Source organism: uncultured Lactobacillus sp. (genome assembly GCF_946477725.1).
Taxonomy (GTDB): Bacteria; Bacillota; Bacilli; order Lactobacillales; family Lactobacillaceae; genus Lactobacillus.
In genome coordinates, this window is the sequence record NZ_CAMKZC010000010.1 from 1 (window position 1) to 26,672 (window position 26,672).

General features: G+C 37.1%; 25 protein-coding genes. 20 read left to right on the forward strand and 5 right to left on the reverse strand.

The genetic code is table 11. The features are described 5' to 3' along the window. Positions 1-93 precede the first annotated feature (93 nt). Both Q0R51_RS05555 and Q0R51_RS05560 read left to right on the forward strand, forming a co-directional pair. A complete protein-coding gene (locus Q0R51_RS05555) occupies positions 94-966 on the forward strand; it encodes a hemolysin family protein (RefSeq protein ID WP_294757237.1) in 873 nt (290 codons plus the stop codon). Further along, on the forward strand, positions 966-2,537 hold the full coding sequence (locus Q0R51_RS05560) for a peptide chain release factor 3 (protein WP_294757238.1): 1,572 nt from the start codon (positions 966-968) through the stop codon (positions 2,535-2,537). Before Q0R51_RS05555 ends, Q0R51_RS05560 begins: the two co-directional genes overlap by 1 nt. A 28-nt stretch (positions 2,538-2,565) precedes the next feature. On the opposite strand, the gene Q0R51_RS05565 is transcribed toward Q0R51_RS05560, so the two are convergent. Then, complete coding sequence (locus Q0R51_RS05565; RefSeq protein ID WP_294757240.1) at positions 2,566-2,847, reverse strand: DUF1827 family protein; 282 nt, start codon at positions 2,845-2,847, stop codon at positions 2,566-2,568. A gap of 129 nt (positions 2,848-2,976) precedes the next feature. After that, positions 2,977-5,181: an ATP-dependent Clp protease ATP-binding subunit gene (locus Q0R51_RS05570; RefSeq protein ID WP_294757243.1), complete on the reverse strand. Its 2,205-nt coding sequence runs from the start codon at positions 5,179-5,181 to the stop codon at positions 2,977-2,979. 170 nt (positions 5,182-5,351) lie between these two features. Here Q0R51_RS05570 and Q0R51_RS05575 point away from each other — a divergent pair, with 170 nt between their 5' ends. The 7 genes from Q0R51_RS05575 (at position 5,352) to Q0R51_RS05605 (ending at position 11,461) form a co-directional block, all read left to right on the forward strand. After that, the gene (locus tag Q0R51_RS05575) at positions 5,352-5,534 is read left to right on the forward strand and encodes a hypothetical protein (protein ID WP_181413642.1); all 183 of its coding nucleotides are present in this window, start codon (positions 5,352-5,354) and stop codon (positions 5,532-5,534) included. A 113-nt stretch (positions 5,535-5,647) separates the two neighbouring features. Continuing rightward, entirely contained in the window at positions 5,648-5,914 is a 267-nt protein-coding gene (locus Q0R51_RS05580; protein ID WP_046324573.1) for a phosphocarrier protein HPr, read from the forward strand. Beyond that, positions 5,914-7,647 (forward strand): phosphoenolpyruvate--protein phosphotransferase, encoded by a 1,734-nt coding sequence (gene ptsP / locus Q0R51_RS05585; RefSeq protein WP_294757245.1) that lies wholly within the window; start codon positions 5,914-5,916, stop codon positions 7,645-7,647. Before Q0R51_RS05580 ends, ptsP begins: the two co-directional genes overlap by 1 nt. A 195-nt stretch (positions 7,648-7,842) precedes the next feature. Beyond that, a complete protein-coding gene (gene spxA / locus Q0R51_RS05590) occupies positions 7,843-8,241 on the forward strand; it encodes a transcriptional regulator SpxA (RefSeq protein ID WP_046324575.1) in 399 nt (132 codons plus the stop codon). 74 nt (positions 8,242-8,315) lie between these two features. Continuing rightward, complete coding sequence (locus Q0R51_RS05595; RefSeq protein WP_367178620.1) at positions 8,316-9,710, forward strand: IS3 family transposase; 1,395 nt, start codon at positions 8,316-8,318, stop codon at positions 9,708-9,710. A 117-nt stretch (positions 9,711-9,827) separates the two neighbouring features. Then, the gene (locus tag Q0R51_RS05600) at positions 9,828-10,550 is read left to right on the forward strand and encodes an adaptor protein MecA (protein WP_294757247.1); all 723 of its coding nucleotides are present in this window, start codon (positions 9,828-9,830) and stop codon (positions 10,548-10,550) included. A gap of 74 nt (positions 10,551-10,624) precedes the next feature. Next, positions 10,625-11,461 (forward strand): competence protein CoiA, encoded by an 837-nt coding sequence (locus Q0R51_RS05605; RefSeq protein WP_294757249.1) that lies wholly within the window; start codon positions 10,625-10,627, stop codon positions 11,459-11,461. Here Q0R51_RS05605 and Q0R51_RS05610 read toward each other — a convergent pair. Then, a complete protein-coding gene (locus Q0R51_RS05610; protein WP_294757251.1) occupies positions 11,447-12,067 on the reverse strand; it encodes a DsbA family protein in 621 nt (206 codons plus the stop codon). The two genes, Q0R51_RS05605 and Q0R51_RS05610, sit on opposite strands and share 15 nt — an antisense overlap. Before the next feature lie 71 nt (positions 12,068-12,138). After that, a complete protein-coding gene (locus Q0R51_RS05615; protein WP_294757252.1) occupies positions 12,139-12,762 on the reverse strand; it encodes a CYTH domain-containing protein in 624 nt (207 codons plus the stop codon). Positions 12,763-13,099: 337 nt separating this feature from the next. Between Q0R51_RS05615 and Q0R51_RS05620 the strand changes: the two genes are divergently transcribed. From Q0R51_RS05620 to Q0R51_RS05630, 3 genes are read left to right on the forward strand one after another with little or no spacing between them, the layout of a single operon-like run. Continuing rightward, positions 13,100-13,729, forward strand: a complete 630-nt coding sequence (locus Q0R51_RS05620) for a GTP pyrophosphokinase family protein (RefSeq protein ID WP_294757254.1) — start codon at positions 13,100-13,102, stop codon at positions 13,727-13,729. After that, a complete protein-coding gene (locus Q0R51_RS05625; protein WP_122025832.1) occupies positions 13,729-14,535 on the forward strand; it encodes an NAD kinase in 807 nt (268 codons plus the stop codon). The genes Q0R51_RS05620 and Q0R51_RS05625 overlap by 1 nt, the downstream gene beginning before the upstream one ends. Beyond that, positions 14,522-15,406 (forward strand): RluA family pseudouridine synthase, encoded by an 885-nt coding sequence (locus Q0R51_RS05630; RefSeq protein ID WP_294757257.1) that lies wholly within the window; start codon positions 14,522-14,524, stop codon positions 15,404-15,406. The genes Q0R51_RS05625 and Q0R51_RS05630 overlap by 14 nt, the downstream gene beginning before the upstream one ends. Before the next feature lie 65 nt (positions 15,407-15,471). Here the strand turns inward: Q0R51_RS05630 and Q0R51_RS05635 are convergent, their stop codons facing one another. Then, on the reverse strand, positions 15,472-16,506 hold the full coding sequence (locus tag Q0R51_RS05635; RefSeq protein ID WP_122025834.1) for a lactonase family protein: 1,035 nt from the start codon (positions 16,504-16,506) through the stop codon (positions 15,472-15,474). Between the two features lie 164 nt (positions 16,507-16,670). On the opposite strand from Q0R51_RS05635, the gene Q0R51_RS05640 reads away from it, so the two are divergent. From Q0R51_RS05640 to Q0R51_RS05675, 8 genes are all read left to right on the forward strand, one after another. Further along, positions 16,671-19,427: a cation-transporting P-type ATPase gene (locus Q0R51_RS05640; RefSeq protein ID WP_294757259.1), complete on the forward strand. Its 2,757-nt coding sequence runs from the start codon at positions 16,671-16,673 to the stop codon at positions 19,425-19,427. An 80-nt stretch (positions 19,428-19,507) separates the two neighbouring features. Then, complete coding sequence (locus Q0R51_RS05645; protein ID WP_122025836.1) at positions 19,508-19,888, forward strand: PTS glucitol/sorbitol transporter subunit IIA; 381 nt, start codon at positions 19,508-19,510, stop codon at positions 19,886-19,888. Positions 19,889-19,901: 13 nt separating this feature from the next. Next, positions 19,902-21,098 carry an AI-2E family transporter gene (locus Q0R51_RS05650; protein WP_294757261.1) on the forward strand — a complete coding sequence of 399 codons (1,197 nt, stop codon included), beginning with the start codon at positions 19,902-19,904 and terminating at the stop codon, positions 21,096-21,098. Between the two features lie 57 nt (positions 21,099-21,155). After that, positions 21,156-21,713, forward strand: coding sequence for a tRNA (cytidine(34)-2'-O)-methyltransferase (locus Q0R51_RS05655; RefSeq protein WP_294757263.1), 558 nt, complete (start codon positions 21,156-21,158; stop codon positions 21,711-21,713). A 1-nt stretch (position 21,714) separates the two neighbouring features. Then, complete coding sequence (locus Q0R51_RS05660; protein ID WP_122025839.1) at positions 21,715-22,107, forward strand: DUF1149 family protein; 393 nt, start codon at positions 21,715-21,717, stop codon at positions 22,105-22,107. Positions 22,108-22,126: 19 nt separating this feature from the next. After that, complete coding sequence (locus tag Q0R51_RS05665; protein WP_294757266.1) at positions 22,127-24,577, forward strand: DNA translocase FtsK; 2,451 nt, start codon at positions 22,127-22,129, stop codon at positions 24,575-24,577. Between the two features lie 171 nt (positions 24,578-24,748). Next, positions 24,749-25,477, forward strand: coding sequence for an elongation factor P 5-aminopentanone reductase (locus Q0R51_RS05670; RefSeq protein WP_046324590.1), 729 nt, complete (start codon positions 24,749-24,751; stop codon positions 25,475-25,477). A gap of 65 nt (positions 25,478-25,542) precedes the next feature. Further along, positions 25,543-26,661 carry a RodZ family helix-turn-helix domain-containing protein gene (locus tag Q0R51_RS05675; protein ID WP_294757268.1) on the forward strand — a complete coding sequence of 373 codons (1,119 nt, stop codon included), beginning with the start codon at positions 25,543-25,545 and terminating at the stop codon, positions 26,659-26,661. The last annotated feature ends 11 nt before the right edge of the window (positions 26,662-26,672 follow it).

The window sequence follows — 26,672 nt, forward strand, 5'->3', positions numbered from 1 at the left end:
ACCTCATTTCTTACGTGCTATTCTAACATATTGTGTGCGTACATGATATAATGTTGGTATTTAATACGTTATTTTAAGAAAGAGAGCACACAAATGGCTAGCGACCCCGACAAGGGGAATTTATTTGAGCGTTTCAAAAATAAATTTTCCCCTACAAATGATGAAGAAACAAGAGAGCACTTAATTACAGAAATTGCTAATTTACACGAGCAAAAAAAGCTTAGTGACAATGAATTTACAATGTTAAATGCAGTTTTGGATTTTCAGGGACGGATGGTACGTGAGGTAATGGTGCCGCGAATTGATGCTTTTATGGTAGATTGCCAGGAAAGTTTGCAGGACCATCTTAAAGAAATACTGCGTGAACCATATTCCAGAATACCGGTTTATCGACGTGATAAAGACAAAATAGTAGGCATTATTCATATTCGAACTGTCTTGCGTAAGGCGTGGGAAAAGGGCTTTGATAATATTACTTATGATGATGTCATGAATCCGCCACTTTTTGCACCAGAAACAACGGAGCTCAGAGAGCTTTTAGTAGAAATGCAACAAACTCAGCAGCAATTGGCTATTTTAACTGATGAATATGGTGGAGTTGTCGGTCTTGCAACCATTGAGGATATAATTGAAGAAATAGTGGGTAATATTGATGATGAAGTGGATCAGACGGAAGTTTTGGTTCACCAGATTGCCCCTAACAAATATGTGATATATGGTAAAATGCCTCTTGATGAATTTAACGAGCAATTCGGCACTGATCTGGAAATGGAAGATGTAGATACTATTGCCGGCTATATGATTACAAAGTTAGGCATAATACCAGCAAAAGGTGAAAAGTTATCTGTTAAATTAGATAATGGCATGGTGTTGACTACTAGAAGAATGATGCGTTCCAGATTAATGACGGTTTTGTTGACTGTGCCAGAAGAAAAACCTAAGAAGAAGGAAGAACAAAATACTTAATGAGTAACGAACTGTTGAATAAAGTAAATAAGAGAAGAACATTTGCTATAATATCGCACCCTGATGCCGGAAAAACTACGATTACGGAGCAAATGCTTCTTTTTGGTGGTGTAATTCGCAGCGCGGGGACGGTTAAGGCCCGTAAAAGTGGTCATTATGCTACTAGTGACTGGATGGAAATTGAAAAGCAACGTGGTATTTCCGTTACCAGTTCTGTCATGCAATTTGAATATCAGGGAAAAAGAATAAATATTCTTGATACCCCAGGACACGAAGATTTTTCAGAAGATACTTACCGTACTTTAATGGCAGTTGACTCGGCTGTCATGGTTATAGACTCAGCTAAAGGTATTGAACCGCAAACCAAAAAATTATTTAAGGTCGTAAAACAAAGAGGCATTCCTATTTTTACCTTTATGAATAAATTGGACCGTGATGGTAGACCACCACTTGATTTAATAGCCGAATTAGAAGACTTACTTGGCATTGAGGGTGTGGCTATGAATTGGCCAATTGGTTCAGGTCAAACCTTACAAGGTTTATATGATATTGCTAACAATCAGATTGAAATGTATCACAAGGATGGACCTGACCGCTTTTTGCCTTTAGATAAAGACGGTAAACTGCCAGCTAGTGAACCATTTAGTCAGAATCCCCAATTTCAAGATACATTAGGAGAAATTGACTTAATTAAAGAAGCTGGAAATCAATTTGATTTGCAAAAAATTGCTCGCGGCGATCAGACTCCAGTATTCTTCGGCTCTGCTCTGACTAATTTTGGTGTTGAAACTTTTTTGCAGAGTTTTGTCAAAATGGCTCCTGCACCAGCCGGTCATAAAGTTAACGGTACTGAAGACTTAGCCCCTGATAATGAAGAATTTTCCGGTTTTGTATTTAAAATTCAAGCTAATATGAATCCTCATCACCGGGACCGGATTGCCTTTGTGCGTATTGGCAGCGGTGAGTTTAAAAAAGGACTAGATGTAACTTTGGCTCGCACTGGCAAGCCAATTCGTCTCAATAATGCTACCGAATTTATGTCTAGTGAAAGAATGCAGGTTTCCGATGCTGTAGCAGGAGATATTGTTGGTTTGTATGATACTGGTAATTTTCAAATAGGTGACAGTATTTATGCCGGCAAACATAAAGTGGTTTATCCGCCACTGCCTGAATTTACTCCTGAACTTTTCGTACGAGTTACTGCTAAGAATGTTATGAAACAGAAATCCTTTCATAAGGGTATGGTTCAATTAGTTCAAGAAGGTGCAATTCAGTTATACCAGAATTATCAGACTGATGAGTATATCTTAGGTGCTGTTGGGCAACTGCAATTTGAGGTCTTTAAATTCAGAATGAAAAATGAATATAATTCTGATGTTGAAATGACTAATATTGGTCACAGAGTAGCCCGTTGGATTGATCCTGAGCAACTTGATCCGGCTATGGCTAACAGTCGAAATTTACTAGTAAAAGACCGTTATGGTCAACCGCTGTTCTTGTTTGAAAATCAATTTGCGGAGCGCTTTTTCAAAGATAAATACCCAGATGTTAAACTGACTGAAAAATTGTAAACAAAAAACTGGCTTTAAGCCAGTTTTTTTATTTGTCAATATGGATTTCAATTACATGTTGACTTTTATCAAATGTCAACATATATGAAGGATTTTCTTCTTTAATAAGTCGCTCAATAACGAAGTCCGTTTCATCTTTACGAACACGTCGATTGTGATTTTCCAAGACAATTCCGATTGCTTGATCACTTTCGGTGTAGATAACGGACGTATTGCCTAGAGAGTAAACTTTGACATAATTTACGTTGGTCGTATTTAATTGACTATGAACTAGGTCTTTATAACTATTGGTTACATCTATTAAATGCATGGATTTCACCCGTTTCTTCTAGTAGTTCTTTTTTTAATTTAAGTATACAACTAAAATAAACTTTTTTCTTTAATAAAAAGCATGATTATTATATTTTGCAATAATCATGCTTAAGAAAAAATGACGTCTTTAATTATTAGTTGTGTCATTTGCCGAACTAATAGTGTTCTCATCTTCACTGATAACAATCTTATCTTCAGAAACACTTGCTAGCAAATTCTTTACTGCAGGATGATCAAGCTTATAGTCAGCTACTTTATCTTCAATTTCTTCCTGAATGGTTCTACGCAATGGTCTTGCGCCCATTTCAGGACTATATCCTTCATCAACTAATTTCTTTTTAGCATCCTCGGTAACGTTAATATGCATTCCTTGATTTTTAACCATGCTGTTTACATCGTCAAGCATCAAATTAACAATTTTTACTAAGTCATCCTTAGTCAGTTCGTTGAATTCAATCACATCATCCAACCGGTTTAAAAATTCTGGCTTGAAGAATTGACTCATTGAATTTCTGGCAGAATCTGGTTGGTCTGCAGAATTTTCAGCGGTGAATCCAACACTGGTGTTCTTAATGCCTTGACCAGCATTAGAGGTCATGATAATAATCGTATCCTTGAATGATACAGTTCTACCTTGAGAATCAGTTAAGCGACCATCATCTAAAATCTGTAAGAAAAGATTCATAACAGCTGGATCAGCTTTTTCAATTTCGTCAAGTAAAATCAAACTGTATGGATGACGTCTAACTCGTTCTGTTAGTTGCCCGGCCTCTTCATAGCCTACGTAACCAGGTGCTGAACCAATTAACTTGGAAACAGAATATGATTCCATATATTCTGACATATCGAAGCGAATTAAGGCATTTTCTGAACCAAACATTTGCCGAGCTAACTGCTTAGCTAATTCGGTTTTACCTACACCAGTCGGTCCCACAAAGAGGAAGGAGCCGATAGGTCTGCCGGATTTATTAAAGCCAATACGGTTACGCCGAATTGCACGAGCCAGTTTATCGACTGCCTTATCTTGACCAATAACGTGTGCCTTAAGATTTGGTGCCAAGTTTTGTAACTGGTTTTCTTCTTGCTTTTGTAAATCACCAACAGGGATGCCGGTTTTTTCTTCAACAATCTTGTTCATGATCTTGCTGGTAATAATAGGAGATTTGTCCGGATCAACCTTTTGATCCTTCATCTTGTTATATTTTTCGATTTGGTCGCGGTAGTATGCAGCTTTTTCATAATCTTCATTCTTTAGGGATTCTTGTTTTAATTTCTGGGCCGCATCAATCCGTTCCTTCATTTTTTCCTTGTCGACGTAAGGAATTGTCAAGTTCATTCTTGAACCTGCTTCATCTAACAAGTCAATGGCTTTGTCAGGTAAAAAGCGATCTTGAATGTAACGCTCAGATAATTCTGCTGCCGCCTTGATGGCATCGTCAGTATAATGAACATGATGATAGTCTTCGTAGCGCTTTTGAATACCCTTTAAAATGCGGATTGTTTCTGCAACAGAAGGCTCTTTGACGTCAACAGGCTGGAATCTTCTTGCTAAAGCAGAGTCTTTCTCAATTTCCCGGTATTCTTTTAATGTGGTAGCACCAACAAGTTGCAAGTCACCACGAGCAAGAGCAGGTTTAATGATGTTACCTGCATCCATTCCGCCTTCGGCATTACCCGCACCAACGATTTCATGAATCTCGTCAATAAAGAGGATAATATCATCATGGCCTTGAACTTCTTTAAGCAGTTGCTGCATACGCTGTTCAAATTGACCACGAATACCTGTACCTTGAACTAAAGAAACAACATTTAGTGATATTATTCTTTTATCTTGCAGCTTGGCAGGTACTGAGCCATCGACAATTTGCTGAGCTAAGCCTTCGACCACGGCAGTTTTACCAACACCGGCTTCACCGATTAGGACAGGGTTGTTCTTGGTTCTGCGATTCAGTATTTCAATGACACGCGCAATTTCTTTATCGCGTCCAATAACTGGGTCGATTTTACCTTTTCTGGCTAGAGCAGTAAGATCGGTTCCATACTGATCAAGAAGTGAGCGTCCGCCCCCAGCACCATTGTTGCCGTTATTGACGTTTCCTGGATTCCCATTGCCCATTCTGGGATCACCTGGATTTCCCGCATTGCCGTTATAATTAAACAGGTCGCTGAAATCACCAAAGAAGTCGTTATTATCATTGTTCATATTAATATTTCCTTGTTGTTTAAGTTGTTGATAACATTGTCCACACAAATTAATTTCACGACTTTGTCCGTTAACCTTTGCAAAAAGATGAATGGAAGCTGGTCGTTTTTGACAGTTTTGACAAAGCAATTGTATTACCGCCTTTCATATCAGTTTACTAAATTATATAATTAGCACTCGCAATAATCAAGTGCTAAAACTTGAATCTTATTATTTGTAAGTAACGTTAATATGATAAAATATAAGTGCAAGATCAGATGATTGCATAAACAAAATTGATTAAAAAGTGGTGATAGTTTTTGGATTATCAAAAAATTCTTGTGCAATTAGCAAATGGCGAACTCGATCATTATGAAGTTGAGCCAAAAAATGCTTTTGAATTTCAAGCAGCATTAAGGTCCTTTGAAAAAAGGCAAAATATTACAGGGAAAGCATTGCGAGGTGGTAAAATAATTTATTCAAAATCGAAATCTGAAGTTTAATGATGTAAACTGTTACATTTATGTTGTCTAATTCACAAAAAAATGATAGTCTAAGTAGGCGAATAGGTATTTATTACCGGTTTGATTTTTTGAATTCAAAGGAGATATATATAATGGAAAAACGCGATTTTCATGTTGTTGCAGAAACAGGTATTCATGCTCGTCCAGCTACATTGCTAGTACAAGCTGCTTCTAAATTTGGTTCAGATATCAATTTGGAATACAATGGTAAGTCAGTTAATTTAAAGTCAATTATGGGCGTTATGTCACTTGGTGTTGGCAAAAATGCCGATGTTACTATCAGTGCTAGTGGTGACGACGAAAAAGATGCAATTAACGCTATTTCAGAGACTATGAAAAAAGAGGGCTTAGCTGAATAATGACCAAGACATTAAAAGGAATTGCTGCTAGTGATGGTATTGCTGTAGCACCAGCTTATCTCTTGGTTGAACCTGATCTTTCATTTTCAAAATCCACAGTTAGCGACGTTGAAAGTGAATTAGCACGCTATAAGAAAGCAATTTCAGTATCGACTGCTGAAGTTGAAAAAATTCGTGATAGTGCAAAAAAGAGTTTAGGTGAAGACGAAGCTCAAGTCTTTGAAGCTCACCTTATGATCTTGAACGATCCTGAATTTACTGGTGCCATTGAAAACGAAATCAAGGAACAAAAAGTAAACAGTGAAGCTGCACTTGACGAAACTGCACAAAAGTTTATCAGTATTTTTGAAGGAATGACTGATAACACTTATATGCAGCAGCGTGCTGCTGATGTGCGTGATGTTTCTAAGAGAATTATGGCTCACTTGTTGGGCAAGGAATTACCAAACCCAGCTTCAATTGATCACGAAGTTATTGTGGTTGCTCATGACTTAACTCCTAGTGACACTGCCCAACTTAACAAAAAATTTGTTAAGGGTTTTGTTACTGATATCGGTGGAAGAACTGCGCATTCTGCTATTATGGCACGTTCACTTGAATTGCCAGCAGTTGTAGGTACTGATTCAATTACCAAGGATGTTGAAAACGGCGACACTATTGCTGTTGACGGTCTAAGCGGTGATGTAGTTGTTAAGCCTACTGACAGTCAAGTTGCTGAATATAAACAGAAGAGTTCTGACTTTTTGCAACAAAAAGCTGAGTGGGAAAAATTAAAGAACGAGCCTTCAGTTACTGCAGACGGTAAAAGGTTTACAATTGCTGCTAATATTGGTACGCCAAATGACATGAAGGGTGTAAACGATAATGGTGCTGAAGCTGTTGGTCTTTACAGAACCGAATTCTTATATATGGATTCAAAGGACTTCCCAACTGAGGATGAACAATTTGAAGCCTATAAGGAAGTCATTGAAGGTATGCATGGTAAGCAGGTAATTATCAGAACCATGGATATTGGTGGTGATAAGCACCTTGATTATTGGGATTTACCAGAAGAAATGAACCCGTTCTTGGGTGTGCGCGCCATTAGACTTTCACTGCAAAATGAACAGATTTTCCGGACACAGCTTCGTGCTTTATTGCGTGCATCAGCTTATGGCAAGTTGGGCATTATGTTCCCAATGATTGGTACTCTGAATGAGTTGCGTAAGGCTAAAGCAATTTTGGGTGAAGAAAAAGACAAGTTAGTTACAAAAGGCGTTAAGATTGGTTCGAACTTAGAAGTCGGAATGATGATTGAAGTTCCGGCTGCAGCAGTTTTAGCTGATCAATTTGCCAAAGAAGTTGATTTCTTCTCAATTGGTACTAATGACTTAATTCAGTATACAATGGCCGCTGATAGGGGCAATGATAATGTTTCTTACCTTTATCAACCGGCAAACCCATCTGTTTTACGTTTAATTAAGCACACGATTGATGCAGCGCATGAAAACAACATTTGGTGTGGCATGTGTGGCGAAGCTGCCGGGGACAGTACCATGTTTCCAATTTTGCTTTCAATGGGCTTAGATGAGTACTCAATGAGTGCTACTTCAATTTTGCGTATTAGAAGCTTAATGAAGAAGCTCAATACTGCAGATATTAAGGAATTAGCCAATAAAGCTTGTTATGTTTCAGAAACTGCTGAAGAAAATGAGAAATTGGTTAGTGACCTAATGAAGAAAGTAAATAACTAATAATAATAAAAAAAGGATACATTAGCAAAAAATTATGTATTCTTTTTTATTTCTTTATTTTTTCTTGATAAAAAGTTCACAGAATATTCACGTTTAAAAGATACTATAATAATAAAATTAGTTGAAAAAACTACTTACAAAAAGGAAGTAGTATGATATAATTATATAGATACTAATTAAGGGAGCGTGAAATATATGGTAAATTTATATATCTCTCCAAGCTGTACATCTTGTCGTAAAGCGAAGGCCTGGTTAAAGAAGCACGACATTCCTTTTAAGGAAAGAAATATTTTTTCTGAACCGTTAACAAAAGATGAATTGTTGCAAATTTTGCGCATGACTGAAAATGGTACCGAAGAAATTATTTCAACTCGTTCAAGAGCATTTCAGCAACTTAAAGTTAATCTGGATGACATGTCAATTGATCAATTGCTTGATCTGGTAGAAAAGAATCCAAGTTTGTTAAGACGTCCTATTATTATGGATGACCGTCGTTTACAGGTTGGATATAATGAAGATGAGATTAGGCGCTTTTTACCTAGAAAAGTACGCCGTCTCGAACTTGAAGAAATGCAAAAGATAGCTGACTTATAAATCAGGTAAGTTTAAAATAAAAGCGTTGGTTTGATATGACCCCCAAATTTAGGACAAATTTGGGGGTCATCTTTATGTCTAAATTATCTAAACAAGATAAAATTGAAATCTATCATCTTTGGCACGATTATCAAATCAGCCCTGCTGAGCTAAGTCAGCGTTATCGGGTTGGCAGGACTAATATTGGTTACTTGTTGGCTTTAATTGACCGTCACGGTCTAGCCATTTTAGATCAGCCTTACACTGCTTATACAAGTAATTTTAAGGAGCAAGCTCTCAAGCGAATCATAGTTGACCATGAACCCCTTTATCACGTAGCACTAGATTTAGGTTTAAAAAGTCGTGGCATGTTGTCTAATTGGCTGCGCGAATATCGTAAAAATGGGTATAATATCGTTAACAAGCAGAGAGGACGACCGCCCCATGACCAAAAGAGAACAGCTGATCAAACAGGAAAATCATCGGCTCAAGCAAGAGAACGAACGCTTACGCCAGCAGAACTTGAAGCTGAAAATCGAGAACGAATTCGTAAAAAAATTGAGCGTCTTAGTCGACCAGCGGACCAAGAACCGCAAGCCGCGGAAATAGCCCAGGCAGTTACCCAACTAAGGCGCGAGCTTAAAGTCAGCGTAACTTTTATTCTTGATACCATTAATGCCAATCCCAATCTGCCCCATCTATCCCGCAGTAATTATTACTACACTTTAAAGAAGAAGGACAAAGAGCGGGACAATCGAGAAATAATGGCTGAAATCAAAGCTATTTATGAAGAACACAAGCACCGCTATGGCTATCGCCGCATTACTGCAGAGCTTAGGCGTCGCGGTTTATTAGTCAATCATAAAAAGGTGCAGCGCTTAATGAACAAGCTGAAATTGTTTGGCATAGTCAGTAAACGCTGGCACAAATACAGCAGCTATCGCGGCACTCAGGGTCCGATTAAGCCTGACCTGATTAAACGCAGCTTCAGTGCGGTTTATCCCAATCACAAATGGTATTCAGATATAACTGAGTTTAAGCTCAAGGGGCAAAAGACCTATTTATCACCGATCATTGATGGCTGCACCCAAGAGATTGTTTCCTATACTATTTCCCGCAGCCCTAATCTTAAGCAGACCATGGATATGTTAAGAAAGGCCTGGGACAAACATCCGGCACTAAATGGTTTGATCTTTCACACAGATCAAGGCTGGCAGTACCAACACCCGCAATTTCAAGCGTGGCTGAAAAACCATGGCATTAGCCAGTCAATGTCACGCAAGGGCAATTCGCTTGATGATGGGTTAATGGAAGGCTTCTTCGGGATACTCAAACGAGAAATGTTTTATGGCTTTGAAAAGCAATATAAGAATCTCACTGAACTGGAAGATGCGATTAGAGACTACATTGAGTATTACAATCAGAAAAGAATCAAGATCAAACTAAAAGGACTAACTCCGCTTGAATATCGGCAGTTAGTCCTCAGTTAGCAGCTAATATAAAGTGTCCTAATTTTGGGGTTCACATCAGTTTTTTAAACTAACGCTTTTATTTTATGAGTAAAGTACGCTACAATAGAACAAAGCATCTGATGGAGGTGAGAACTCATGCAAGTAGATCATATAAACAAAAATACGATTCGCGTGAGAATAGGTAAACAAGAATTAGCAAATCGTGGTCTTAAAGTTTTGGATTTACTGGGTGATAAAAATAAAATTCAGCATTTCTTTTATTCAATTTTAGACGAAATTGATACCGATCATTCTTTTAGTCAAGATGCACCTGTTACTTTTCAAGTAATGCCTAATAATGGTGGGCTTGATTTACTCATCACTAAAGTTACGGCCAAAGATCGGAATAACCTGGCCCAGTTATTTGATAATGGTTTTACTGACAATAATAAAAAGACGAATGATGTTCGCAAGTCTTTTCTCGACTTAGAACCTGAGGAAGATGAAAACGATAAAGACGAATCGACTAGTTCTGCAATCTCTGGTCACTCCAAGGTGAAGAAAGAGTTTTGGAAACTGCAAAAAAAGCAGGCATATAGTTTTAATGACCTCAATCAGGTAGTTGAACTGGCTGATAGTCTTCAAGCAGACGATTTGGCTTCCAGTCTTTATTTTGAACGCGGTAAATTTTACTTAGAGTTAATCTTTACTGATCAAGATTACTTGGAAATAAGGCCAGCTGATGCATGGGCAATTGCAAATGAATATGGTATTAAAGTTAAAGCTAGTGAAATGGCTCGTGTGCGCATTAATGGCAAATGTTTGATAGCGCATGAAGCTTTAGAGAAGCTGCAAGATTATTTTAGTGATATTAATTAAAATGCCAGATAGCAAAATAAAAGGGGGCAGGTAAAATCCTGCCCCTTTTGCGTACTTATTATTAGGTGATGATTATGTACGCGGCATTGTTGAATAATGTTTTAGTTTTAGCTGTAGCAGAAGCTCGGATAAGTGAAAAGAATATAAAAAGGCAATATTTTTGTCCTCAGTGTTATCGAGAAGTCCAGCTGATAAATAATAGTAAAACACCCTATTTTAAGCATATCCCGAGTGAAGTTAATTTAAGTGGAGAAAATAAAGAGCATGCACAAAGTAAAAGCTTATTGACCACAGCTTTAAGAGCAGCCCATTTTAACGCACAGATGGAGGTTCAATTAGCTAATGGTCAATTACGCGCTGATATCTTAGCAAGCCCAAATTTAGCATTTGAAATTCAATGTGCTCCGCTCAACAAATCTGAATTTCGTCATCGTCATCTTTTATATCGGCAAATAGGCGTGAAAGATATCTGGATAGTGGGAAAGAGACATTTTTTAGGACAATATATCAAAAAATCGCAACTTATCTTTTTTCGAAGGAATAAACCTTGGCATGATTATTATTTGGAAATTAATCCTGATAAGCTAGTTATCAGTTTGAAATATAACGTTTTGCTTGAGCCGCTGACTAATAAAATTCATTGGCAGAAACAGAATTTTACTATAAATGCCAAGGGATTAAAAAAGCTGTGGCACTTTAGGCCAGCTTTACGGAAATACCATATTGATTCGGCAAAACAAAAACAATATCTAAAAATGCAGCTTATGCAAAAAAGTCTTAATGGCATGAAGATTGCAAATAACTTATATAAAAGGCGGCAAACCATTGATGATTTGCCGCCTTGGGTATTTAGCAATTTTCGTAAAATTAATTCGCCAGATAATGCAAGTAAATTTTTAGATCAGGCGTAAGTGCCTAGCAGGATAATAATCTTGGTCTTCCTTTGTAATACAACCAGTATTTTTAAAAAGTCGAATCAACTTATCATGAGCCAAAATCCCTTCAAGCATTACTCCACTGTAATTGCCGCTTTCATTAAAAATAATAGTTGTAGGAATGTTACAAACATTAAACTGATGGGCAAGTTCCTTATCTTGGCGAATGGAATTATCTACATAAGGAGCAATCCTGCGATCTGTAATACGATCAAAATTTAAATTTAAATCTTGAGCAATTTTTCGCGGTAATTGTTCAGAATATTTATTAAAATCACCGCTGATAGCTTGTTGTAAAGCAACTAGGTAGGCTCGAGCCTTTTTGTTGCCATATTCGAACTTAATTGCATGGTAATTTCGTAAAGCTTGAAATGAAGCAATTGTGTACTGCGGGATATCTAGTATTCTTTGGCCGCTCTTTTTTCTTCTGATAATATCTTCTTTGATAACTTTTGAATTAATGATAGGAACGAAGTTAAAAGAAGAGTTGATATTAAGCTCAGCGATTGCATCTTGAATTAAAACTTCTGTGTTATAGCAGTAAATGCCAACGGGATTGACAAAGAGAAAAATTTCGAACATGATCAGACTCCTCCAATACTGATTATTTGTAAATCTAATTATCTATCCTTTTTAGAAATTTACTCATTAGACTATATTTTATCACGATGCTTGTAAGCGCGTGCAATTTTTGCTTGATTAGTATTAGCAGAATTTTGCGTAAAATGATATTTCTTTTTTAAGTCTAACAGAACTTGGGCAATTAATTGGGGATGAGGATTTTCAATCTCTATTTCAAAGTCCTCATAGTTGTCAGGATAGGTACTATCATCAAATGTTAATTCACAATTTTCAGGACCCATTGCTAAAATACGCTTAGTTTTACTGAATGTTTGCAAGTTGAGCTTTAATTGGTCTGAAAAGTGCTCGTTTAGGTAGTCTCCTATGGTGTATTTAAAAGTGATTGGCAAATTTTTGCTCCCCTTTTTTACCAGCGCTTTAGCTTCAGCTAGTTTTAGCTCATCATTAATTTCGATTGCTTCATGAAACTGGTGCTGCACGGGATCATCATTCGGAACTTTAAGTGTTTGTTCTGCATGATCAGCAAAAAGACGAATGCGGCAACTGATATGATTTTGTTTTAGCAAACCATCTTTGGTATCAAAATAATAATTTTCCTGTTTAAAACAGCTTTTTGGAGCAAAATCATGGCAAAGCTTGTGATAGATTGTCTTTGGCAGGATAATTTTTGCTTCAATTTCATTATTCTTCGACATAATAATTCCCCATCCAAATTCAGTGATAGAATTTACTTTTTGTTCCATGCTACTAATTAAGAAAGTATAGTTTTTTTATTGACATATTGTCAAAATTGCTGTTTCTGCGTAATTATAGAAAAGACAGCAAAACTATTAAAGTATAGGCTATACTGAATTAATAAAATTATCATAATCTTAAAAGCTTTAATATGCAAGAAAAAACTTTATCAAACAAGGTATTATATAAGCTGTATAGAAAAAAACGGCTTCTTTTATTAAAGCTATTAGTCATATGAAATTGCTATCATATAATTTATGTTAAAATGGATATGCTGTTTGAGAAAGGGTTATTTCTATGAATAATGATTGGGATAATTTTTTATGGCCTTATGAAGAGGCCGTCCGAGAATTGAAAGTGAAATTTCGTTCTCTAAGACAAAGTTTTTTAACGCAAAGGGAACATTCCCCAATAGAATTTGTAGTTGGCAGGGTTAAAACTGTCGACTCAATTAAAGAAAAGATGCAAAGGCGTGTAATCAGTTTCGACGTGATCGAAACCGATATGCAGGACATTGCAGGTATTAGGATAGTTTGTCAATTTGTCGATGATATTTATAAGGTGGTAGACTTAATACATGCACGTGATGATATGGAAGTCATTGAAGAACGTGATTATGTTAAAAACGCCAAACCTTCAGGCTATCGCTCCTATCATATGGTTATTTCTTATACGGTTTATTTGCCAAATGGTCCTAAAAAGTTGCTGGCAGAAATTCAAATCAGAACTTTAGCTATGAACTTTTGGGCTACTGTTGAGCACACTCTTAATTATAAATATCAAGGTTCTTATCCAGAAGATATTTCTAAAAGACTAAAATCTACTGCGGAAACAGCATATAAACTTGATGAAGAAATGTCTTTAATAAAAGATGAAGTGCAGGAAGCTCAAAAGGTTTTTACCAAAAATAAGGGTAAGGAAAAATAATGAGAATTACAATTGCCCATAACACCAATCCTGAAACGCTAAAAGTTGTGGCGCACTTGCGAAAACTGTTGGAAGCCAAAGAGGGCATTGTTTTTGATGCTAAATACCCCGATGTTGTCATTACTGTCGGAGGTGATGGTACTTTAATCAATGCTTTTCACCGTTATGAAAATCAAATTAGTTCTATTCGCTTTATTGGTATCCACACTGGGCACTTAGGTTTTTACACTGATTGGCGTGGCCCAGAAGTAGATAAAATGGTAGATGCATTACTTTTAAGAGAGCCGGAATCTGCAAATTATCCGCTTTTGGAAGTAGAACTTTTAACCGAAGCGAATGAAAAGAAACATTTTTTGGCCTTAAATGAATCTGCAGTCAAACGGGTATCGCATACATTAGAAGCAAAAGTCTATATTGATGATCAATTGTTTGAAAATTTTCGGGGAGATGGCTTATGTATATCAACTCCTACTGGTTCAACCGGTTATAATAAATCACTTGGTGGTGCAGTGATTCACCCAAGACTTAAAGCCTTGCAAATGGCAGAAATCGCCTCAATTAATAACCGAATTTTCAGATCACTATCTTCGCCAATAGTGCTGGCACCAGAGCAGTGGATTACTATCATACCAAATGCTGATCACTGTGTTTTGACTGTTGATGGTCACCGCATTAATGTCCGCAATGCTAAACAAATTGAGTATCGTATTTCTAGTAAGGAAATTCATTTTGATCGCTTTGGGCATACTCATTTTTGGTCTCGTGTTCAGAGCGCCTTTATTGGAGATAAAGATGACACTATTTAAAGTAATTGTACAAGACAAAGTTCCCAAGAAATTAGGAGCTTTTTTACTGCAAAGCGGTTTTTCAAAAAGAGCTGTGAATAATGCTAAAAATTCCGGCGGCATGCTTTTGGTAAACCATAGAAGGCGTTTCACCAACTACCTGTTGCATCAAGGTGATGAAGTAATCTTTATTCCGGGAAAAGAGAAGACCAATCCCTGGCTAGTCCCCTCAAAGAAGCCGCTAGCAGTCATACGGGAAACTGAAAATTATTTGGTAGTGAATAAACCAGCTGGCATTTTGTCAATTCCATCTCGTTATGATGACGATGCTTTAGTTAACCAAGTTTTAGGTTATTTTAACAGTAAAGAAGAAGTTGACGTTAAACCGCACATAGTGACGCGACTAGATCGTGATACTTCTGGCCTGGTTCTGGTTGGGAAAAATGCTATTGCTCATGCTCGGTTTAGCCAGATTGATAAAGCTCAATTTATTAAAAAATATCACGCAATAGTTCATGGCAATTTTGCACCAGAAGAATTGACAGGAATGATAGATCAGCCAATTGGCCGCAAAGGAACCTCAATTGTGCGCAGCATTGATTCCACTGGCAAGAATGCTAAAACTGCTTATAAAGTGATTGCTCAAAAAAGTGGGGCCAGTTTAGTCGAACTGCGCCTATATACCGGTCGAACTCACCAGATTCGCATACATATGCAATATTTGGGTCATCCTTTGTATGGTGATCCTCTATATGGCGTTAATGATGAGTTTAAACGCCAGGCACTCAACTGCTTTTATTTGGGCTTTCCTGATCCATTTACTAAAAGCCAGCAAATTAGTATTGAAATTCCTGATGCACCTGATATGCAAAAATTATGGCAGAGACTTTAATAGATCTTTAGAGAAATAAAAGAGTTGTCTTGTGTTAGACAACTCTTTTATTTATTTTACAAATTTTATTCACTAAAAAGTACGCGAGTACCTTCGGGAACAAAAATATTTTTTTGAACTGGTGTCAAACAACCATTTTCAGCATCTCGTGTATATAAAGTGGCATTATCTGAATTTTGGTTGGTTGCCACCACATATTTTTCATCTTTGTCCCAGTTAAAATCACGAGGAAATTCACCAAAAGTTGAAATTCTCTGACGTAGTTGCAGGGTATGGTCATCATTAACTGCAAAAACAGTGATAGTATCATGACCACGGTTGGAAGTATAAATAAATTTACCATCATGGCTAATTTTGATGGCAGCTGCGCCGTTGTGGTCAGAAAAATCATCAGGAATAGTTGAATAAGTAGCAATGTTTTTAAAATTCCAGTGGGTCTCATCGAACTTAACTAAGTTAACTTTACTTGAAAGCTCACCGATAACATAAAAATAATTACCATCAGGACTAAATACAATATGGCGTGTGCCAAAACCTGGCTCGTTTTGATATTTAGCCAGGTGATTCAGCTTATTATTTTTGAAACTGTAAAAATCAACACAGTCGTTGCCTAGATCACAACTCACTAAATTGCCTTGTGGTGTTTGATCGAAAAAGTGGGGGTGAGGGCCATCTGCTTGTTCTGGACAGGGACCAAGAGTATCTGCCGTATGAGTTACGGAATCTAAAAAAGTCAGTTTACCCTCATCATCGTATGAAAATACACTAAGTACAGCCGTATGGTAATTTGCCGTATATAGTAATTTCTTTTCGCGGTTAATTCCAATATAGGCTGGTGAAGATCCTGGAGTTAAATAAGAGTCCTTTTCTGAATATTTGCCATTAACTAACTCGAAAGAACTGATTCCACCTTTTGCTCCAGCATTGTTAATGGTAAAAATGAGGTTGCCATCTTGAACAAAATAAGTAGGTCCACCAACTTGGATTACTTCTTTTGCTGGTCCCATTTGCATTTCCACGCCATTAGTAGCCGGAGTAAGCGGCAGCTCATAAATTCCCGTTGCCTTTTTTTTGGTGTATCCACCAATTAATAATTTCATGCTTGAAAAGCCTCCAATTTCATTTATAATTGTCTCAATAATTAGTATAGCATGACACGCAATTGTAAAATATTGAGTGACTTTATCATTTTAAAAAGTGGTAAAGTATGGTGTCGGCTTTATTAGTATAAAAACAAAAAATTTAAACAAGAGGTATGTTGGAAATGGAAGAAAATAAAATTCGAGAGCTATACGCTAAGAATGATATTTCTGAAGTTTATACTAATCTTCACTCATCTTCGGCAGGCTTAACTTCTGCTGAAGCAACCGCAAGATTGGCAAAATATGGTCGTAACGAAATTAAAAAGTCCGAGGAAGAATCCGAGTGGAAAACTTTCTTCAAAAATTTCATTAGTATGATGGCAATCTTGCTCTGGATCTCAGGTGCCGTAGCCATGTTTAGTGGGACGCTTGAATTAGGAATTGCCATTTGGATGGTCAATATCATTAACGGACTGTTCAGCTTTTGGCAGGAAAGAGCTGCTAAAAGAGCGACAGATGCTTTGAATAATATGTTGCCCACCTATGTTCAAGCAATCCGTGATGGTAAAAAAACGCAGATTGATGCCAAAGAATTGGTTCCGGGAGATGTTTTTATTCTTCAGGCCGGTAATGCCATTCCGGCTGATGCCAGGCTGATTACTGCTAGTTCTATGCAGGTTGATCAAAGTGCGTTGAATGGTGAATCTGTGCCAGAATCAAAAACTACAGAATACGCCCCAGGCGAAGGCAGTTATGCGGAAGCAAACTTGGTTTATTCTGGGACAACAGTTGGCTCTGGTACTGCTCGTGCTATTGCTTTTGCCACAGGGATGAATACTGAATTTGGTAAAATTGCGCAGCTAACCCAAAAGCAAAATAAAGTTGATAGTCCACTAACCCAGGAACTAAATCGCCTGACGAAGCAATTATCAATAATTGCAGTTTCAATTGGGGTTTTATTCTTAATTGCGGCAATCTTTTTCGTCAAATATCCTTTTGCCAAGGCCTTTATCTTTGCGTTAGGTATGATTGTTGCCTTTATTCCTGAAGGATTGCTTCCAACTGTTACTTTAAGCTTAGCTCAAGGAGTTAAGCGAATGGCTAAAAAGCATGCCTTAGTTAAAGAATTGAATTCCGTAGAAACTTTAGGCGAAACCACAGTTATTTGTTCAGATAAAACTGGTACTTTAACCCAGAATCAAATGACTATTCATTACATTTGGACGCTGCAAAATGAATATACAGTTACGGGTAACGGCTATGTTAATAATGGTCAGATTGAGCTGAATAAGAAGCAGTTATGGTATGAAGAAAACCCCGACTTGCATAAGCTGGTACAGATAGCTTCTTTAGATAATGATACTGCGGTTCAACCCAGCAAAGTTAAAGGGGGTAAACCAAAAATTTTGGGAACTCCAACTGAAGCTTGTTTAATTATTATGGCTGAAAAAGCAGGCTTTGATCGTCAGAAAGTTCTGGTTAAATACCCTCGTTTACGTGAATTGCCTTTTGACTCTAATCGTAAACGCATGTCAACTATTCATCGCTGGAATGACAGTCAGTATATTATTTTTACTAAGGGGTCTTTCAGTGACGTAATTAAGCAGTGTGACCAGATTCAAGTTGACGGTAAGGTTCGCTCTCTGACTGAAGATGATAAAAAGCGTGCGGAAAAGCACAATGCTGATTATGCTGCTAAGGGTTTCCGCAGTATGGCGATGGCTTACCGCATTGTCGAAAAAGAGAATACTGACGTTACTAAGTTAACGATCGAAACGGCTGAACAACACTTGGTATTCGTTGGTTTGACTACGATGAGCGATCCTCCTCGTCCAGAAATTTATAATGCTGTTAAAAGGTGTCACCAAGCCAAGATTAAGATTATTATGGTTACCGGTGACTCTAAGCTAACGGCTAAGTCAGTGGCTGTCCAAATCGGTTTAACTTCAGACAAGGCGCGGGTCATATCTGGTGATGAACTCGAAAGTATGAGTGATGCAGATTTGCGAGAAGCGCTAAAAGGAGAAGTGATTTTTGCCCGGGTTGCTCCTGAACAAAAATACAAGGTTGTTAAGACCTTGCAGGAAAACGGTGAAATTGTCGCCTCTACCGGTGATGGAGTTAATGATGCCCCTGCACTGAAGCAAGCTGATATCGGTATCGCAATGGGTCTCACTGGCACAGACGTGGCAAAGGACGCTGCTAATATTATATTGACTGATGACAATTTTGCTTCAATTGTAGCCGCAATTGAAGAAGGACGGGCAGTATATAGCAATATTCGTAAGTTCTTGACTTATATCCTAACTTCAAATGTGCCGGAAGCCTTTCCTTCAATTTTATTCCTGTTTTCAGGAGGTATGATTCCCTTACCAATGACAGTAATGCAGATTCTGACAGTCGATTTGGGAACAGATATGTTGCCAGCATTAGGGCTAGGAGGAGAAGCAGTTGATCCAGATGTTATGAAACAGGCACCACGTAAACGCAATGAGCACTTGCTTAATAAAAGTGTAATTATCAAAGCATTTTTATGGTATGGTCTCATTTCCAGTGCCATTTCGATTGGCGCATACTTCTTCGTTAACTTCCAAAATGGTTGGCCGCAGGTGCCTTTAGCTGCTAAGGGCTCGGTATACATGCGTGCAACCACAATGGTCTTGGGAGCAATTATTTTTACTCAGATTGCAAATGTCTTGAATTGTAGAACAAACAAAGTTTCTTTATTCAAGAAAGGTATCTTTAGTAACCGCAATATCTGGTATGGCATTATTTTTGAAATACTGCTATTTTTAGCTTTAACTGTAACTCCAGGATTGCAACAATTATTCAATACGACGAGATTATTGCCAGTTGACTGGCTATTCCTGTTCTGCCTACCTATTCCATTAGTCATAATTGATGAAATTAAAAAATGGCTCCTTTATCATCAGAAATAAAGAACTAACAAATAAAACCGCTTATATATTAGTTAAGCGGTTTTTGTTATGCTAAAATTAGAGCTTAAGGAGAACAAATTATGAAGTGGACAGCAACTATTACAAAAATTGGTAAACAAGCTATAGAGCCTAAGAGCAATATGGTGATTTTATTTGGTGAAAATGTTACAGCTGAACTGGTGGATGTTTCAATTATGCAAAAGTTTGACTCTGAGTCGCCACTGACTGGTTTTATTTTGAAAAAAGGGGATACAATTACAATTGATGGTCAAACATATGTAGCTGATTATGTTGGCGCCATGGTTGTCAGTGACATGAAGGCATTGGGACACGCCACACTTTTCTTTAATCAAAAAAAGTCTAAAAATCCCTTGGCAAATGCTGTTTATCTTACATTAGGTGACAAGCAAACTCTGCCTGAATTTAACGTTGGCGATGATATAATTTATGAACATATTTGATTAGGATGATTTGATGGAAGTTGAGAAAAAACATAAAAAAAGAACCATCTTTCAAAAATGGTTTTTGAATAATCGGTTTAGTATTGCGTTACTAAACATTTTGTTGTTCTTCCTTGTAATCTGGTTGTTCAACAAAATTTCATTTGTCTTAAACCCTGCTAAAGTATTCGTGAGTGCAATCTTGCCACCACTAATGCTTGCTTTAATTCAATTTTATATCATGAACCCACTGGTTGATATTTTAGAGCGGAAATTTAAAGTGCCGAGACTGGTTACGATCTTGGGACTGTTTCTTCTTGTGGCAATTTTGCTGGTGTGGATTGTTAATACGCTATTGCCAATTGTTCAAAGTCAAATTAATTCATTAATTGCACATTGGCCACATATTTGGAAGGATGCAAGTAATGCTGTACAAGAAGCACTGAGCAAACCGCAGTTTCATAGTGTAAAAGGCAATATTAATGATGCTATTAATCGCGCACAGGATATGCTTTTCAAATCTGGTCACGAAGCCATAAATGCCGCTTTGAGCAATATTTCTTCAGCAATCAGTGTAGTAACTATTATTGTTATGACTTTACTTACGGCACCTTTTATTCTCTTCTTTATGTTAAAAGATGCCCATAATTTACGGCCCTATTTAACCCAATTTGCACCTAAGCGCTGGCAAAAGAGTTTTGGTGAACTGCTCTATGATATTAACACCGCTTTAGCTTCTTATATCAGGGGACAGATCACAGTTGCCTTTTGGGTAGGAATTATGTTTGCCATTGGTTATAGCATAGTGGGCTTACCGTATGGCATTGCACTTGCTGTTTTAAGTGGTTTACTTAACCTGATCCCATATTTTGGTACGTTTATTTCCTTTATTCCTGCAATTGTAATTGCAATCATGCTTTCAGTTCCAATGGTCATTAAAGTTTTGATTGTCTTTGCAATCGAGCAGACAATTGAATCAAGAATTATCAGTCCTCTCGTAATGGGTAATAAAATGGAAATGCATCCGGTAACTACAATTTTATTGTTAATTGGTTCCAGTGCGGTTTGGGGACTTTGGGGTGTCATTTTTGGTATTCCTATTTATGCAATCTTAAAAATCATTATTTTACGTGTTTATAATTATTACCGTAATGTTTCTCAAGTTTTTAGAGAAGATGAAGGCGAAGAAACTACTCAAATTGCTGCGCCAAATGAAAAAAAAGCTGATTGAAAAAAATAAGAATAAGGCTAGTTTATTTAGAAGTTTGATGTTGAAGGAGAAAAAAGATTGACAAATCATGTAGTGTTATACGAACCATTAATGCCAGCAAACACGGGAAATATTGCTCGCACTTGTGCTGGTACTAATACAGTTCTTGACTTAATTGAGCCCTTAGGTTTTCAAATTGATAATAAAAAAATGAAACGAGCCGGGCTTGATTATTGGGATAAAGTTGATGTGCGACTTCATGATGATCTTAATGCCTTTTTGAAGCAGTTAGGACCGCAGGATGAGCTTTATCTTATTTCTAAATTTTCTTCCAAAAATTATGCTGAAGTAGATTACACTGATTCTTCCAAAAATTACTACTTCATATTTGGTAAGGAAACTACTGGCTTACCTGAAACTTTTATGCGAGAATATTACGAACGTAATTTGCGCATACCTATGTCAAATAATATTCGTTGTTACAATTTAGCTAATTCAGTGGCAATAGTTTTGCTTGAAGCATTACGTCAACAAGGTTTTCCTAAACTGGAAACTTCTCATCATTATGAAAATGACAAGTTAAAAGATAACTACAATCGTCCTGAACGCTATGAAAGAAATTTGGGAGGAAATTAAAATGGATTTTGCAAAAGAAACACCAGTGTTAGTAAAAAATTTTCACTACGATATTAATGAAGAACCTGAAACTAAGGATCAAGTTAATTTTGGCCTTAAAAAAGTTGAAAAACAAAATGATGATGGCACAACAGATGCAGGGGTAGATGGTAATTATTTTGATATCACCATCATTTTTGATGTGGCACCTGCTCCAGGGGAATTCTCAGTAAGTGGGATGATTAGCCAAATCGTTCAGATCAAAAATTATTTTGGTGATGGCAGTGATCTTAGTAAGGCTGATTACAAATTGCTTAGTAGACCTTTAGTTGAGTATATTGAAACATTAACTTATCAAGTTACTCAAATTACGCTGGATAAACCAGTCAACTTGAACTTCCAAGCTAATTTTTAGCTAGTGACTAGGTAATATCATGCCGAAAAAGAAAGGGAGAAAAACCACAAAGGCTCGAAAGAAAAATCAGAATACTGGAATTAAATGGGCAATTGTCGGACTTTTACAAATTGTTATTTCAGCTTTAGCATTTGCCAAGTTTGGGATCCTGGGTAAGCAAGTAGCAAATACTTTTCGCCTGGTCTTTGGCGATTCCTATTTGCTCGCAGCTGGTATTTGCATTGTGTTCGGCTTGGTTATGCTGATTTATAATAAGCCGATGCACTTTAGCTTCAAACGCAGTTGTGGACTATTTTTTGCTATTTTGGGAATTTTATTGATTCAAAGTAGTATTTATTTTGAACGTGAATTCGTTAATAATGCTTTTATGAATGTCTTTTGGCATGAAATTTCAGCTGAATTCGGTCGCATGGCTGTTACCAAAAATATCGGCGGTGGAGTCATAGGCGCCTTATGCTATCAGATTTTTTACCCTTTACTTGGTCATATAGGACTGCGTGTAATTGCAATTTTATTGATACCGAGTGGAATTTTGATGTTTTTTGATGTTAAATTCTCGACAATTATCAAAAAATTTCAGTCTGTTAGTCAGCTTTTTATTAATAAAAACAAAGCAGCTGGTAGCAAAATAAAAGATAAATACGGCTCTTTCAAAGAGAAGCGTGAGCAGAAAAAAAACGAGTTGCATGAACAGGAAGACAGCAATTCAGTAGGTACAAAAGCTCCAGTTTTTCCGGACGTGGATGATTTTACTGTGGATGATAACTCTTCTGTAAGTAACATAGATCAAAACGAAGTAACTGCTTTTCCATCTGATAAGGCAGAATACGGTGATATTCCGGAACATGCTCCTGTTGAGCCGCAAATTCAAGTTGCGAGTCAAAATAATAGCGATAAAGCACAACAAAATAATTCTTCTGTTTCATCATTACCTAAATCATATTCTTTTGTTGAAGAAGATAAAAAGATTAAGGAAGAATTAGGAGCAGTAAACCACGGTGAATTAAAACAAGATCAAAAAGTTAGTCCGGATTACCAAAAACCGCCGTTAACTTTACTTGATAATATAAAAAATATTGACCAAAGTACTGATAAAGCTCTCATTCGCAAAAATACTCAGACATTACAATCTACCTTCAAGAGTTTTGGTGTTAACGTTATTATTAAAAAGGCAATATTGGGTCCGACTATTACGCGTTATGAGGTTCAACCGGCTGTTGGTGTCAAAGTCAGTCGTATTGTTAATCTCGCTGACGATTTAGCCCTCGCGTTAGCTGCAAAAGATATCAGAATAGAAGCACCAATACCCGGTAAACCGTATATCGGAATAGAAGTACCTAACAAGAACACTTCAGTTGTTGCTTTTAAGGATGTAATGCAAAATCAGAGTGCCAGGGCCAAAGAGGATCCTATGCAGGTTCCTTTGGGTAAGGATGTCAGTGGCCAAACTGTTTCGGCTAATTTGACTAAAATGCCTCATCTTTTGATTGCTGGATCAACCGGTTCTGGTAAATCTGTTGCTATTAATACGATTTTAACCAGTATTTTAATGAAAGCATTGCCGGATCAGGTTAAGTTAATCTTGATAGACCCAAAGATGGTGGAGCTTTCTGTTTATAATGGTGTGCCTCATTTGTTGATACCGGTAGTTACTGATGCAAAATTGGCTGCAAATGCTTTGAGTAAAGCCGTTAAAGAAATGGAACGCCGCTATAAACTGTTTGCTGCAAGTGGAGCTCGTAACATGAGTGAATTTAACGAAAAGGTGCGGTTGAATAACCAAGATAAATCAAAACCGGCAATGAAGCCGTTACCATATATCTTAGTGGTAGTTGATGAACTTAGTGACTTAATGATGGTTGGCGGACGTGATGTTGAAGGAGCAATTGTCCGTTTGGGCCAGATGGCTCGGGCAGCTGGTATTCACATGATTTTGGCCACACAAAGACCAAGTGTTGATGTTATAACCGGCCTGATTAAAGCAAATGTTCCTTCACGAATTTCTTTTGCTGTTTCGAGTGGTATTGATTCACGGACTATTTTAGATCAGACTGGAGCTGAAAAATTACTTGGCCGCGGCGATATGCTATATATGCCTGTTGGTGCTTCAAAGCCTGAACGTATTCAGGGTGCCTATGTTTCGTCACATGAGGTTGAAAATATCATTTCCTGGGTAAAGAAACAGCAGAAACCCGAATATGATAAAGGTATGATTCCACAAAAAGGCCAAGAAAATTCTGAAAATAAAGATGATGAGCCAAAAGATGAATTCTATGAGCAAGCAGTGGATTTAGTAAGGCAACAACAAACGGCCAGTGTATCACTCTTGCAAAGAAGATTTCGTATTGGTTATAATCGTGCAGCTAGGATTGTTGATGAAATGGAAGAAAAAGGTATTGTGGGCCCATCTGAAGGTTCAAAGCCTCGCCAAGTTTTATTACCGCCTAAAAAAGAGGGAGATAAGAGCTAATTTTTAAGAAAGTTTATCATGTCGTTTTATTAGTTCAAATTTGTGAAAAAATAATGGTAAAATAAAATTGAATGTGAATACATAACTGAACTATTCTCAAGAAAATTAGTTCAGTTATTAAAGATCATTTTCAATATTTAAAGAAAAAATAGAATAAAAGGAATGTTTTAATTGCAGCGAGCTCTTGTATTTGGTGCTACAGGTGGCATTGGTCAAGCTATTTGTGTTGAGTTGGCTAATGCTGGTTGGTCTCTTTACATTCATTGCAGTCAAAATTGGCGAAAAGCTTATTCTTTGGCTCAAGGAATGAGTCAAAAATATCCTCAGCAGGATTTTATTCCCATCAAATTAGATTTTCTGGCTGAAAATAATGATTTAAAAGAATTTGTTAATAATTTACTGCCAGTTAACGCTGTGGTATTTGCCCAGGGAATTACCGATTATAATTTTGTTAGTAGTCAAGATACGGCCAAAATTGATGAGATTATGCGCATAAACTTGATTACCCCAATTAAGTTGACAGGACTATTTGAACCTCATTTGATAAAAAATGATTATAGTCGTATTGTTTATTTAGGATCAGTTTACGGTGGTTCAGGTAGTGCTATGGAAGCGGCATACAGTTCTTCCAAATCAGGTCTTGAAGGGTTTGCCCAAGCATATGCCCGCGAAGTTGCTTCAGCTAACCTGACGGTTAATGTTGTTGCACCCGGTGCTGTCAATACAGCAATGAATTCCGTGCTTGGCCCTGAAACGATGGAAGAAGTTAAGGGTGAAATACCTGTTGGTCGTTTAGCAGAGGGTAAGGACATTTCTTATTGGGTCAAAACTTTACTTGACGTTCAGTCTGGGTATCTAACTGGTCAGACCATTTATGTTAGTGGCGGCTGGCTTATTTAAATGTAATAATTATATGTAGTATATGTTATACTCAAAGAGTAAATTTAGAATTTGAAGAGGTAACTATGGCAGATATCGGAGATAAATTACGCAGTGCCAGAGAGGCTAAGGGACTTTCAATTGAAGACATTGAAAAAACAACCAAAATTCAAGGTAGATATCTGACTGCAATCGAGCAAAACGATTTTGATAAACTTCCTGGTGATTTTTACGTTAGAGCCTTCATTAGACAATATGCACAGATAGTTGGTTTAGATGGCAAAAAGTTGCTAAGTGAATACCACGAAGACATACCTAAAGCCGAACCTGAAGAATTTGTCGAAGACTCGATTGACAATAAAAGTGAGGAAGTACGTAAAACCACCAGTAATAAGAAAAAGATTTGGCAGGATTATCTGCCACGAATCATTGTCGGTTTGGGGATAGTTGTAGTAATTTTGGTATGCTACGTTGTATTTGCTCATTTTTCTTCTAGTCGCAATGAAAATAACAACGAAGCAAATGATGTTTCTGTTTCTTCGGATAGTGGTAAACGACACCGCAAAGTTAAGAAAGTTAAAAAGAAGAGAGTTAAGATTAAGGAACTGGCTGCAAATCAGTTTCAGATTACCGGCCTTAAAAATAACCGCAATTTAGTTGTTAGAGCCGGTGATCAAGCGACTACAGTTTCGATTGCAATGAATGGCGTAACTCAAAGTGGTCAGACTTTAACAGCTGGTCAAAAGCATACTTTACGAATTCCAGAAACTGCGCAAACTGTCGTTGTTACATTTAGCAACGCTCTGGGAACATCAGTAACGATTGGTGGCAGAAAAGTACCATATACAGCTCAAAATTCGAGTCTTTCTTTAACCTTTTATATTGGCAAACATCGGAATACTCAAAATACTCAAAGCAACCAACCACATCAAAGTCAAAATAATTCTGGAACTACGAATAATAATTCAGGACATAGTAATTCGAACCAGCAAAATCAACAGCATAGCCAAACTGATAATTCTAATGGTAATAATGGTGCAAGTTCGAATACAAATAATGGTCAACAAAATACTCAAAATAATCAAAGTTCCCAGAATAATGGTCAATCGAATCATGATAATAATCAATCAAATAACACTGATCATAATAATGATTCTGGCCATTCCGGAGGTACTTCCTCTAGTGGAAATGATGATAAAAAATAGTAACTATTTTT